11 protein-coding genes and 1 pseudogene are annotated in these 12,478 nt (G+C 50.3%); 9 read left to right on the forward strand and 3 right to left on the reverse strand.

Annotated features, from left to right (window positions below):
* Positions 1-73 precede the first annotated feature (73 nt).
* Entirely contained in the window at positions 74-604 is a 531-nt protein-coding gene (locus UNDKW_RS09285) for a hypothetical protein (RefSeq protein WP_162058467.1), read from the reverse strand.
* Between the two features lie 469 nt (positions 605-1,073).
* On the opposite strand from UNDKW_RS09285, the gene UNDKW_RS09290 reads away from it, so the two are divergent.
* From UNDKW_RS09290 to UNDKW_RS09325, 8 genes and pseudogenes are all read left to right on the forward strand, one after another.
* Positions 1,074-3,836 carry a PAS domain-containing sensor histidine kinase gene (locus UNDKW_RS09290; RefSeq protein ID WP_162058468.1) on the forward strand — a complete coding sequence of 921 codons (2,763 nt, stop codon included), beginning with the start codon at positions 1,074-1,076 and terminating at the stop codon, positions 3,834-3,836.
* A gap of 168 nt (positions 3,837-4,004) precedes the next feature.
* Positions 4,005-4,577: an RNA polymerase sigma factor gene (locus tag UNDKW_RS09295; RefSeq protein ID WP_162058469.1), complete on the forward strand. Its 573-nt coding sequence runs from the start codon at positions 4,005-4,007 to the stop codon at positions 4,575-4,577.
* A gap of 20 nt (positions 4,578-4,597) precedes the next feature.
* Positions 4,598-4,903: pseudogene (locus UNDKW_RS09300) on the forward strand (hypothetical protein); the annotation flags it as partial.
* An 88-nt stretch (positions 4,904-4,991) separates the two neighbouring features.
* Positions 4,992-5,288, forward strand: a complete 297-nt coding sequence (locus UNDKW_RS09305) for a 4Fe-4S dicluster domain-containing protein (protein ID WP_162058470.1) — start codon at positions 4,992-4,994, stop codon at positions 5,286-5,288.
* A 112-nt stretch (positions 5,289-5,400) separates the two neighbouring features.
* Positions 5,401-5,880 (forward strand): GNAT family N-acetyltransferase, encoded by a 480-nt coding sequence (locus tag UNDKW_RS09310; protein WP_162058471.1) that lies wholly within the window; start codon positions 5,401-5,403, stop codon positions 5,878-5,880.
* 2 nt (positions 5,881-5,882) lie between these two features.
* Positions 5,883-6,842 (forward strand): GyrI-like domain-containing protein, encoded by a 960-nt coding sequence (locus UNDKW_RS09315; protein WP_232063319.1) that lies wholly within the window; start codon positions 5,883-5,885, stop codon positions 6,840-6,842.
* 147 nt (positions 6,843-6,989) lie between these two features.
* Positions 6,990-8,057 carry a prolyl oligopeptidase family serine peptidase gene (locus UNDKW_RS09320; RefSeq protein ID WP_162058473.1) on the forward strand — a complete coding sequence of 356 codons (1,068 nt, stop codon included), beginning with the start codon at positions 6,990-6,992 and terminating at the stop codon, positions 8,055-8,057.
* A 107-nt stretch (positions 8,058-8,164) separates the two neighbouring features.
* Positions 8,165-8,596 (forward strand): hypothetical protein, encoded by a 432-nt coding sequence (locus UNDKW_RS09325; RefSeq protein ID WP_162058474.1) that lies wholly within the window; start codon positions 8,165-8,167, stop codon positions 8,594-8,596.
* A gap of 162 nt (positions 8,597-8,758) precedes the next feature.
* Here the strand turns inward: UNDKW_RS09325 and UNDKW_RS09330 are convergent, their stop codons facing one another.
* A complete protein-coding gene (locus UNDKW_RS09330; protein WP_162058475.1) occupies positions 8,759-10,465 on the reverse strand; it encodes a cation:proton antiporter in 1,707 nt (568 codons plus the stop codon).
* Positions 10,466-10,816: 351 nt separating this feature from the next.
* Between UNDKW_RS09330 and UNDKW_RS09335 the strand changes: the two genes are divergently transcribed.
* Positions 10,817-11,257 (forward strand): hypothetical protein, encoded by a 441-nt coding sequence (locus UNDKW_RS09335; protein ID WP_162058476.1) that lies wholly within the window; start codon positions 10,817-10,819, stop codon positions 11,255-11,257.
* 52 nt (positions 11,258-11,309) lie between these two features.
* Here the strand turns inward: UNDKW_RS09335 and UNDKW_RS09340 are convergent, their stop codons facing one another.
* Entirely contained in the window at positions 11,310-11,840 is a 531-nt protein-coding gene (locus UNDKW_RS09340; RefSeq protein WP_162058477.1) for a hypothetical protein, read from the reverse strand.
* Positions 11,841-12,478 lie beyond the last annotated feature (638 nt).

Here is a 12,478-nt window from a genome sequence, read left to right on the forward strand (position 1 = left end):
TCATGATTTTTTTATGCATAAAAAAGGGGCCGGAAAACTGGCCCCAGTCATGCCCCGCTTGCATAAACAAATGCTAATTCGGTATTTCGGGATTGTCGTGGCTATTTGCCAGCGTATCGTTGAGCACAGAAATCAGAAGTGAGCGTGTCAATTTTGACTTGGTCGTGTAGCCATCAATGGCAAAGGTCTCGCTGACATGCTGCTCAGGCGCATAACCTGGCTGACCTGTGCGTAATACGATGCGCAAATTTGGTAGTGACATTTCATTGCGAATGACACTCACGAGCTTCAAGCCTGCATCGACAGTTTCCATCACCACATCCAGCAAGATCAGGGCAATATCAGGATTGTTGCGTATGATGCTGTGCGCTTCTTTGGCTGAATAGGCGTGAATAAATTCCAATGGCCTGCCATGGATTTTAACGCCGCTCAATGCCAGCAAGGTCGTGTCATGCACATTGCTATCATCATCTGCGATCAGAATTTTCCAGGGATGCAAGTCCAGCTTGGGTTGTAAAGACTCTTCATCTTCTTCAATAAAATCAATGACATCATCGTCCTGACTTGCACCGAGCGCACAGTCAGAAACTAAATCATTTCCCAAATGTGAATATATACCTAGCGATGGCGATCTTTCGTTGTTTGCCAAAATGTTACAAGTCATTTGTGCCCGAAAAAGATCGTTTTGTAACAAGCCGGGTGTTCTACTGTGTTGATTCTTCATCAGCGTGCTCCCTGTTGCTTGAGTAAGTTTCAATTCAATCTTATGTGAACCAGACTGCATAATCAAGACCAAAGAAATGGAAAATGTTAAATAATGATTATTGCAACACTGGGACGTAACATAAATTGATATTCCTCACCGATTGTGCTGATGTTCGGTGCTACTATTTACGCCATAAACTGTAGCTCTATCGCTGAATATACAGCAAAATCAGGCAAGTTCCATGCTATTGGCCTGGTCCTGGTATTGGAGCACAACTTTACAAGGCAGCACACCTGAATCGAGAACGGGTACGGGGCTCGAAGTTTTTTGGCACAGGCAGTAGGGGTAGCTTAATTACGTCTTCATTATGTCTTCCATTATGCCTTCCACTTATCTTCCCGCAGCCATGGTGACTTCACTGGTCACTTCGTTCCTGATCATGTTGGTGCTGTTCTATATCCAGTATTTACATTTGCATCCCAGGGCCAGCAGGTGCTGGGCGCTGGCCTATGCCTGCCTGGTCATGCAGCAACTATGCCATCTTCTTGGTGATGCACAGAGCCCGGTTTTTAATCTGGTTGCAGATGTCTTCTTGTCTGGGTATATCTGTTACCTGTGGGCAGGTACGCGCATCTTCCACGGCGTTACTGTGTTTGTCATGCCCGTCATGTTGAGCTTTGCGATTGCAGTTCTCTGGCTGTTGATGACGTCACTGACTGCGGTTCATTCATTGTGGCGCATGCTACCAGTTTACCTGGCTGCCGGCGTGGTCATGCTGGGAGCCTCGATGACTTTTTTGCGTACTCGCAATGAAAAACACGTGCTGGGATTTATCCTGCTCGGCGTATTGCTGGGCTTCAAAGGCGCATATCTGGCTGGTTCGCCATTCCTGCAAAACCAGCCAGAATATCTTGTGCTTGGTTTACAAGCCTCGACATTGCTGGACCTGGCCATAGGCATGCTTTTTCTGGTTGCTGCTTTGTTGCGCCAGCAAGATGATGCTGCGCGCATGAATGATAATTTGAAACAGGAAATGGAAGAACGCAAAAATATAGAGCGTCTGTCCAGGGACCGTGAAACCCTGTTTGAAAAAGTCTTCCAGATGGTGCCAGATGTATTGGCTATCTGCCGCGAAAAAGATGGCCGCTATCTGGATGTGAATCGTCACTGGGAAACCATTACCGGCTATTCCAGAGAAGAGACCCTGGGGCGCTATTCGCTGGAACTGAATTTATGGATAGATGTCAGCCGTCGCGCTGAAATGCTGGCGACCTTAAGACGTGATGGCGAGATCAATAATTTCGAGGGCTTGTACAGACATAAGCTGGGACACGCTTACCACGTGCTGATCTCGGGCACCCTCTTTGATGTTGGTGGTGAGCCCTACATCGCCTATGCCATGCAAGATATCTCTGCCTTGCGCAAGGTCGAGCAATTACAGGAACAGGCCGAGCGTGATCTGCAGGAACGCGAGAAATTGCTGTCAACCGTATTTCAACTCGTGCCAGATACCTTGACTATCACCAGGATGACGACAGGTGAATATGTCGATGTCAACCGCAACTGGGAACCAATGTCTGGCTACACCAGGGAAGAAGCGATAGGCCATACCTCAAACGAAATACAGCTATGGGAACAACCTGAACAAAGGGATGAACTGATCAGGCAGATACAGCTACATGGTGAAGTCAGGAATATGCAAATCGCCTTCCGCCATAAGCAGGGCTACACCAGCAATTGCCGTGTTTCAGGCTCCAAGTTTGAGACCGGGGATGAAACCTATCTGCTGCTGTCCTCACGCAATATCGATCAGGAGCTCAGTGCAGAAACTGCGCGTCTGCACGCAGAATCACTATTGCGCGAGAATGAGCAAAAATATTCCACACTCTTTCAATTGTCGCCTATACCTCTGGGGCTGGTCGATGTCGAAACCGATTGCATAGTCGAAGTCAATGATGTCTGGCTCAAGGAACTCGGTTATCAACGGCAGGACATAGTCGGCCGTACGACGCTGGACATGGGCATCATCCGGCAAGCTGAGCTGCGGGCGAAATTCAATGAAGACCTGGGGCGCGAGAAGAAGATAGATCAACTGGAAGTCCGCATCAGTAACCAGGCTGGGGAGGAAGTAATTTTCCTGTTGTCAGCCAGACTGATCAGAATGCATGGTAAGGCCATGTGCATTTTTTCTTTGCTGAATGTGACCAGGCAAGTTCAGGTAGAGCAGGAGATTCGTGAAATGACGGCGCAGTTGGAAGAGCGCGTCAGGTTGCGCACACTCAATCTGCAGCAAGCTAATGCCGAACTTGCGGCAGCCATGGAATCATTGCGGCACACTCAGGATGAACTGGTGCGTTCAGAAAAAATGGCGGCCCTGGGTTCACTCGTGGCTGGGGTCGCTCATGAATTGAACACGCCCATAGGTAACAGCGTGACCGTGGCCAGCACTCTGCAGGACCAGACCAGGGATTTGGTGCGCGATATCAATGATGGGAAGTTGAAGCGCTCAGTGCTTGATCATTATCTGGAAAGTGCAACGACTGGCACAGCCTTGCTCATGCGCACACTCGGCATGGCGCGCGAGTTGATCGGCAGTTTCAAGCAAGTCGCAGTTGATCAGTCAAGCAACCACAGGCGACAATTTGATTTGAAAGTGGCGCTGGAAGAACTCATCGTGACCCTGGCGCCCATGTATAAAAACACGCCTTACCATCTCGTGACTGAACTGGCGCCCGGCATAGGCATGGACAGCTACCCAGGCCCGCTGGGACAGATCATGACGAATTTCATGACTAATGCATTGACGCATGGATTTGAAGGACGTGAGTCTGGCGAAATGCGTCTGAGCACACAATTACTGCCTGATGATCAGGTACAAATCATCTTTGCCGATAATGGCATAGGCATGACAGAGCAAATACAAAAACGTGTTTTTGATCCCTTCTTCACGACCAAGCTGGGGCAGGGCGGTTCTGGCCTCGGTATGAATATCGCCTATAACCTGGTGACTGGCGTGCTGGGTGGTGAGATACGACTGGAGAGCAAACCAGAAGAGGGAACCCGTTTCATCCTTGTAATTCCCCTGCAGGCCCCTCAATTAAGTAGCGAGAGCGAGAAAAAGGCAGGGTGAAGCACATGCCTGTTCTTTTGAATTTTCAATACTATTCCGGCAGGCTACGTTAGACATAAATTGTTATTTGATAACTTTTTTCTCTACCCTGTGCGCTGATATGCTAGTGTTTGCCAATTATTTTGCCTGTATCTGCAATATTTGCCCTTATTGCGCGTCTTCACAGGCATGGAGACTACACATAACCCACCAGAGCTGATGGCTGACCAGAACAAAGACCTTGCTGAAACGGTCAGGCGCGAACGTGGGCGGCTGGGTAGCTTCATACGCAAGCGTGTGGCAGATGCCAGCGAGGCAGAGGACATTTTGCAAGATGTCTTTTATGAGCTGGTCGAGGCTTATCGCCTGCCGGAGCCTATAGAGCTGGTTGGTGCCTGGCTGTTCAGGGTTGCCCGCAACCGCATCATAGACCGCTTTCGCAAGAAAAAAGAAGTCGCCCTGCCTGATGTAGAGGAGGGCAGTGAAGATGAGACCTGGCTCGACAGAGTCATGCCATCCGTAGATGAAGGCCCGGAGGCCGCCTATGCACGAAATGTCATGCTGGAAGCCTTGTACGAAGCCCTGGATGAATTGCCTGAAGAGCAGCGCGATGCCTTCATAGGCCATGAAATCGAAGGGCTGAGCTTTAAGGAAATGTCCGCCGCTACTGGCCTGGGCGTCAACACTTTGCTGGCGCGTAAGCGCTATGCCGTCTTGCATCTGCGCATGCGCCTGCAAGACTTATTGGATGAATTTAATTAAGACAGGAGTTTGATATGTTAATGCGATTTAGAGTATTGAAAATCATGGTGGTAGTGATCGCTGGCATCTGCGCACTGAGCTGGGTAGTCATGATGTTGTGGAACTGGCTCATGCCAGCTTTGTTTGTCGGTGCCCGCAGCATCGATTTTTTGCAAGCGTTGGGTTTGCTGGTGCTCAGTAAAATTTTGTTTGGTGGCATGCGTGGACATGGTGGCTGGCATAAACATGGCGAACATCACTGGCATCGTCGCTGGGAAAAACTGACGCCGGAAGAAAGAGAAAAATTCCAGCACGGCATGTTTGGCCGCAGAAGGCACAGGGATGAAGCCTATGTCCAGGCTTGCCGCAATCATCAGGATAATAACAGCCATAAGCCTGAAAATCAGCCTGAAAACAAGCACGAGCAGGCTTGATATGCAGACGACAAAGGAAGCGGTTTGCAAACAGGAGCCAGGCATCATCATCCCTGTCGTCAACTTCAGCAAGTGTGAAGGCAAGGCTGATTGCGTGCCAGTTTGTCCGGAAAACGTGTTTGAAATTCGCCGCATTGCCGCCGAAGACTATAAGCAACTGGGCTTGCTGGCACAACTCAAGCAAAGAGTACATGGCATGAAGGTAGCCTATACTCCCAATGCCGATGCCTGTCGCGCCTGCGGCTTGTGCGTGACGGCTTGCCCGGAAAAGGCAATTACTTTGCGGCGCTCAACATAAGGGAAGTACGCATATTTAAGTGAGGCCCACACGGATGTTTTAAAATAGTCATTTGAGCAGGCATAACAGATACCTGCATTCCATCACTCTGCATTGCCGGAGAGGAGTATTGATGACTATTGTAATTCGTGAGGCCGGGCCTGCTGATCTTGAAGAAGTCCTGCAACTGCGCATGCGCCTGTTCGACAAGCTGGTCGATTTTAATAATGGCAAAGGTGTCGATGAAGATTTGTTGAAATCGACCAGAGCCTACTTCAGCGATGCCTTGCAAAGCGGCGCTTGCAAAACCTGGGTAGCCGAGGCAGATGGGCGTCTAGTTGCCTGCGGCTCACTCGCCATCTTCATCCGTCCACCGTATCCGGGTAACGTGGCAGGTAAGGATGCTTATCTGCTCAATATGTACACCATGGCAGAATATCGCAAGCAAGGCCTGGCCAGAAAGATATTGCAACAGGCCATGCAGTATGCCCGTGAACAGGGCTTTGCAACAATCTGGCTACATGCCACTGAAGATGGGCAGGCTTTATATGCGTCCGAAGGGTTTGAGCCGTCGGCCAAATACATGGAATGGGAAGTCGGGGCGGGAGTATAAACTTGAGCCAGCTTCCAACGAGGAAAAATGCACAGGCATCCCAGCATCAGTCTCATTACCAGGCGCGCATGCACAGGGTGCTGGAACATATAGACCGTCACCTTGATCAGCCACTTGATCTGGAGGCGCTGGCCGGGGTCGCACATTTTTCACCGTATCATTTCCACCGCCTGTTTGCTGCCTGGATGGGCGAACGCCTGGGCGACTATGTGCGTCGTCGCCGTCTGGAAGCCGCAGCATTTCGCCTGTTTGCGCAAGCTGGTACACCCGTGCTTGAGATTGCCTTGTCAGTCGGCTTTGGTTCGGCAGAGGCATTTACGCGTGCCTTCAAAGATCGGTTTGCTTATACGCCAGCGGCTTGGCGGCAATATCAAATTGATTTGCAGCGTGCAAATAGCAAGAATAATCAAGTGGTAAGCAATAATGATCAGGTCCAGTCTTATGCGTCCTTTCATAATGGGGTCTCTTCCAGTTTAAAACAGGTGGCCAGCATGGACGTCAAATTAATTCACAGAGAACCAGTCAATATCGCTTACCTGCGCCACATAGGGCCTTATGGCGCAGATGTCGGCCGCTTCTGGGCAGAGGTTGTGTCACCGTGGATGGCAACACATAATCTGTTCACAAGGGCGCGCTATGGCATTAGTCATGACGACCCCAGCATTACTGATCCGGCGCTTTGCCGTTATGATGCAGGAGCTGAACTGCCAGAAAATGCCCCCGTACCCGGAAATGCCTTGCTGACCAGCATACCCGGTGGCGAATATGCATCACTGCACTTCGAAGGTAGAAGCGCTGAAATCGGTGAAACCTGGGCTGCCCTCCTGCGCGACTGGTTACCTGCAAGCGGCTATCAGATCGATGCCCGCCCCTGCTTTGAATACTATTCACCCGATGCCTGTTTTGACCCGGAAACCGGCATCTTTGACTGCGATATCTGCATCCCGGTTATTCCTCTTTGATATGCCTCTCTGAGGCAGCCTTATGACCTGAGTCAGGTCGCGACAATTCTTTGCATGCTCAACGGCACATTGCTGCCGCTGCATTTTTGCGCCCATTTTTTGGAGTTCACGAATATGATGTCACTTCTTCGCTACTGCTTAACATCCTTGATTTTACTTGCTGCGAGCAGCCTCTTTGTCATGGCCGCCGGGGCGGAGCACAAACCCTATCCCGTAGGTTTGAAGCTGGTGCAATATGAAGATGCCAGTCGCATGGCCTGGGCAGGTAATAAAGCGCGACCCCTGGCAACGGCAATCTGGTATCCGGCTCAGGCTGGTACGGTAGAAAAAGACTGGAACGTGGCTATCTTCAAGGCGGGCCGCAATGCGATAGGTGCACCCATGCTGCACACAGCCGGGAAATTGCCCTTGATCCTGCTCTCACATGGCACGGGGGGCTCGGCAGCCTCCATCGCCTGGTTCGCCGAGAGCCTGGCAGCACACGGCTATATAGTCGCCGCCGTCAATCATCACGGTAATACCGGGTATGAAGAGCATACCCGGCTCGAAGGCTTTGTCGTCTGGTGGGACAGGCCGCATGATTTGTCAGTACTCATCGACAAGTTGCTGGCAGACCCTGCCATAGGCCCTGGTATTGATACCCAGCGCATTGCCGTAGCAGGTTTTTCTATCGGTGGCTATACCGCCCTGGCCAGTGTAGGTGGCCGGATCAGTTATGCGCAATGGCAAGAATTTTGCGGCAAATACGCAAGCAACCCAAATTGCACATTGCCTCCAGAAGCCAAATTCAGCCATGAAGACTTGCAGACGCTGCTTGAAGAAAACCAGCGTGTCAAAGCTGAGATTGCCAAATCTGGCGCAGACTACAGCGACAGCCGGATCAAGGCCGCCTATGCCATGGCACCTGTCTTGGGCAGGGTAGTGACAAAAGACAGCATGGCTGCCATCAAAGTCTCTGTACGTATCGTGGTGGGTGCAGCTGATGATCAGGCTATTCCTGAATTTAATGCTCAGGTCTATGCAGCAAATATCGCTAGCAGCAGCCTGCTGACACTGCCTGCAGTAACCCACTATGCTTTTTTGGCAGAGTGCAATATGCTAGGCAAACTGGCGGTGCGCCAGGTTTGTGTAGATCCTGCCGGGTTTGAACGTACTGCCATCCATCAGCAAGTAGCAGCAGATGCCAGGAAATTTTTTGACGACAAGCTGCGGTAGTTTGCGCTTATTGCTGATACCTGGTTAAGCTGATTTAAACGGCAGGGCATGATACCGTTTTCCAAATCAAATCCTTGATATGAACCCTGCAATATGGTCCCGGTAATATGAGCCCTGTATTTCATTTCAGTTTTGAATGCCACTGGCGCAGCGCGCCGCTGGCTTATTGGGTGCATATACCTATAGCAGGGCAGCCAGACAGTTTTTTGCCTGCTGCGCCACCCTGCATACCGCACCGTGGCTATGCCGTTCTGCATGTGGAATTTGAACAGTTTGATCTGGTGTTCAGTGCGCCTGCACAACTCGATCATTTTATTGCCGTGCTATCGACCAAGCCCTTGCCCACATCTGGCCAACTGTCTGCCTTGCGTAATGCGCCGGTCGGGCCAAACGGACACTGGCTCAGCCGCCTGCCAGCGGCTTTGAAAGCACCACGCAAGCGGGGCAGGCTGGTACGGCTCATCAGCGAGATACGCAGCCTGGTCGTGGATAAGGAAAAGCCCGACAGGTTTGACTGGGAAAACCAGCACATCAAGTGAAGTATCGACAATCTTCACGAGCCTTTTGAATGATATCCAGCATTTCACAGGTTGGATAAATTTTTCAAATTACGAAGATGCTCAGGGCGCTGCAAAAGATGCCATTAAATAAACTACATAAACTTAGCTGCAGTTGCCAGGACTACCATGGCATTCCATTGCTTAATGCCCGGCACCATCAGGCTTGAAGCGATTTACTATGTGCACTGCCATGCCTTTTGCCAGTTCTTCTTCGCCATAAAAGACATCGCCTATCTCTTCCTTGCGCAAGAGTATGGATTCGTCTTCGCTATGCGTGCGCAACAAAACTTCAATGCCAGGGTTCAGGGTACGGGCAGTTTTTGCCATTTGCCGTACATTCAGGGTATCTGGTGTTGCCACCACCAGCATCGCAGCATTGGTGATATGCGCCTGTATCAACACTGCCGGGTCGGCGGCATTACCAGAGACAGCAGCGATGCCTTTCTTACGCAAATCCTCTACCACTTCACGGTTCTGTTCAGCCACCACATAAGGGATGCCGCGCTCATCCATGGCCAGGGCAATACGGCGGCCAACTCTGCCATAACCGACTAACACTACCTGGCCTTCGAGATATTTACGCTCAGTCGTCATCGGCAATTCAGCGTAAGGGTCTTGCCTTTGATCGAGTTCCCGCGCCAGATCAGAATGTGACAAGGCCCATTTCCTGATTGGCCCTATCAGCGCGAAAAGGAAAGAATTCAAGCCTATGGAAATCAGCACCCCCGCCAGTATCAAACTCATGCCCTCTTGCGGCAGCAAGCCCAGCGACAAACCCAAACCAGCCAGGATGATGGAGAACTCACCAATCTGCCCCAGGCTTGCACCTATCGCCAGCGCCGTATTGAGTGGGTAACGTAACAAGATCACAAGCGCAGAAGAAGTAAAGAAGTTACCCAGTATGACAATCACCACCACGCAAAGCACGCGCAAAGGTTGTGCCATCAAAATCGCAGGGTCAAATACCATGCCCACCGACACAAAAAACAAAACTGAAAACGCATCACGCAAGGGCAGTGATTCTTCCGCCGCACGATGGCTGAACTCTGACTCACGCATCACAGTACCAGCAAAGAATGCGCCCAGCGCAAACGACACGCTGAATATCACAGCCGCACCATAAGCGATACCAATTGCAGATGCCACGACTGACAGCGTGAACAATTCACGCGAACCCGTACGCGCCACCTGCCACAACAGCCAGGGCAAAGCACGGCGGCCAACCACCAGCATCAAGGCAATAAAGGCAGACACCTGCAACAGGGTTTTACCTATCGTCATCCACAATGGCGTCGTACTCTCGACAACTGCAGTCGTGCTGCCCAACACACCTGCCAATGGCGGCAGCAACACCAAAACCAGCACCGTCACCATATCCTGCACCACCAGCCAACCCACCGCGATGCGGCCATTCATGGTGCTCAGCAGATTGCGCGCTTCCAGTGACTTCAACAACACCACTGTACTGGCACAAGCCAGCGACAAACCAAAGATCAATGAGCCACCCACACTCCAGGTCCACCACGACGCAATCGCCATGCCCACAGCCGTGGTAATCCCCATTTGCAATACAGCGCCAGGAATAGCAATGCGCCTCACCGCCAGCAAATCTACAGGCGAGAAATGCAAGCCCACCCCAAACATCAGCAACATGACGCCTATCTCTGACAACTGCGATGCAATATGTACGTCAGCCACATAGCCAGGTGTGGCAGGCCCAATCACTATCCCTGCCAGCAAATAGCCAACCAGGGCTGGCACCTTGATTTTCTCCGCAATAAAGCCAAGAACAAGCGCCCCTGCAAAAGCGGCTGCGACGGTAGTGATCAAAGAAATGCTGTGGTCCATTCGGCTCCTTAAATTAAATCACACGCAATAACAGCGAGTGATAGAGGTTGAAGTGATTGAGTATTCGGACGCCATCATCTGCATGCGGCTTGCGGTGGGTGTTGCGGTATTCCATGTAGCGGCTGGGTAGCTGGGTAGCAAATACTTCAAGCTATTTGAAGCAGAGCATACTTGGCTTTGTTAGTGCAGTGGGAAATACTAGAGCCAATATTGCTGTCGGTCAAGAAATTTGGCTCGGCCTTATACCGATATATGCTTATTCGAAAGCATACTTTTGATCATTATAAGCCTTCATACTGCAAGCAAAGTTCATAATACGAATATCGAAATAATCAAACTTTTGGAAAAACAATGGGATCACTCTGGGGGCAAGTAACAACCTGCAATGCATGTGATTTTTTCTTTCAAAGCAATCACAGTGATTACATACGCGGATTCGCTCACGGGATGCTGGGGTTTTTCGACGCAGTCTGTACTGAATGTCAGCAGCCCTATATCTTCCCGACCGAGAGCCCCAGGGGGCCAGGCGAAGCTGAATTGCTCGAATTAAGCACTTGCGTGCAGCAAGAACAGACGCGGCGACAGGCGAAAAAGAAAGTGCCAAAGGTCTGGAACTGCAAGGGTACAGGGCAGCATGTTTTGTTTGAGTCAGAATTGCGCGATGGCCGCTACCTGCCAGACCTGACTTGCATCAAGTGCGCAACAATTGAATCTATTGTGATTGAATTTGAAGAAGGCCAGCCTTGTCCTGCCTGCAAGCTTGGGATATTGCATTGTGGGCGATCTGTGTAATGCTGCCTGCAGTATCCGTGCGAATATACAGGGTTATTCACATCTATGTAGCTTAGTTTTTGGGGTTCACGTCATCAATAATCTCAATTCGCGCTATGTCACCCTCGCAGCGGTGGATACGCACATGCAAGCCATTTTTCATTTGACCTCCGTCTGCAGTAGTTGTCTTATAGCCTGCAGTGTTGCCGGGACTTGGGTAAGCGAAATTCTCAGTGCCGATTTCGAAAGATTCTACCGATTCATATTTCGTACTTTTACCAGGGACGAAATGCTCGATTGTTCCATCGGTTATTTCACATTGCCCTTTTTCATAGGCCGAACGGAGCTCTGCATAATCTGCATGGGCTCTCCTGGCATACGTCGCTGCGACAGCTAAACCTAAGGCAAATATAATGAATGGCAGGGCACGGTTTAGCTTGTCATAGAACCTGCTGAAAGCGTGTTCGGTCGATACTTTTTGCTTACGCAACATGTTACTAACAAGTTTAATGCTGCCTAGTACTACATAGAAAGCAACAGGCGTCCAATTTATATTGGACTGCCAACTCGCTTGAGTGATGTCGAAAACGACGGTTGAGGTCATATTTATCCTGGTGTGGCTGCCAATTTTTTTTGGCTCAATGCCGCATTGTATCAATATCAATAACGGACACAGATTTCCGACGTGACCGGGCTAGCCAAGTACATTGGGAGGGCGGTGCTATGGGGTTTAGTAACTCAGCGGCGTTTTCGCATGCGCGAGAGGAGAGATATTTTGCGGTAACATGCGTACGAATACGCGTAGCCATTCGTACCTATGCGGGTTTTCGCTCCAGAAGTACCGTTTTTTTTGCGATGGTCGCTCAGAGTAGTGAATCTTCCGGCACGTCGGACTTTGAACAGGCGTCATGATTAAAACCGGGCAAAGACTACAGGACATTAAGAATCGCGGTGCCGTAGAGGATATTTTCCACAAGTATGGCATTGCCGTCAACAAACGCAATCAATGCAGCAAAAACTACACCCCCATAAGAACTGCATTCGCTGGCAGGATTTTGAATTTGCCTACCAGCCTGGATAGGTGCAAATTTGGGGCGCTATCCTCACCTGTGTTGGCTACCTAGATTGTTGATAGACTACGGTTAAATCGGCAATGACGCTCTTCCAGTTTCTAATCATTTCTAAATTTGAACTTGGGTCATTCTCACCAGTATCAAGTTTGTAATACTCGACGCAAGCCTC

The sequence above is a fragment of the Undibacterium sp. KW1 genome (assembly GCF_009937955.1).
Classification (GTDB): Bacteria; Pseudomonadota; Gammaproteobacteria; order Burkholderiales; family Burkholderiaceae_D; genus Undibacterium.

Bases quoted from the DNA above. Each gene is read 5' to 3' on its own strand.
- UNDKW_RS09330 (WP_162058475.1), bottom strand. From the start codon at position 10,465: ATGGACCACAGCATTTCTTTGATCACTACCGTCGCAGCCGCTTTTGCA.
- UNDKW_RS09290 (WP_162058468.1), top strand. From the start codon at position 1,074: ATGTCTTCCATTATGCCTTCCACTTATCTTCCCGCAGCCATGGTGACT.
- UNDKW_RS09325 (WP_162058474.1), top strand. From the start codon at position 8,165: ATGAGCCCTGTATTTCATTTCAGTTTTGAATGCCACTGGCGCAGCGCG.
- UNDKW_RS09335 (WP_162058476.1), top strand. From the start codon at position 10,817: ATGGGATCACTCTGGGGGCAAGTAACAACCTGCAATGCATGTGATTTT.
- UNDKW_RS09305 (WP_162058470.1), top strand. From the start codon at position 4,992: ATGCAGACGACAAAGGAAGCGGTTTGCAAACAGGAGCCAGGCATCATC.
- UNDKW_RS09310 (WP_162058471.1), top strand. From the start codon at position 5,401: ATGACTATTGTAATTCGTGAGGCCGGGCCTGCTGATCTTGAAGAAGTC.
- UNDKW_RS09340 (WP_162058477.1), bottom strand. From the start codon at position 11,840: ATGACCTCAACCGTCGTTTTCGACATCACTCAAGCGAGTTGGCAGTCC.
- UNDKW_RS09295 (WP_162058469.1), top strand. From the start codon at position 4,005: ATGGAGACTACACATAACCCACCAGAGCTGATGGCTGACCAGAACAAA.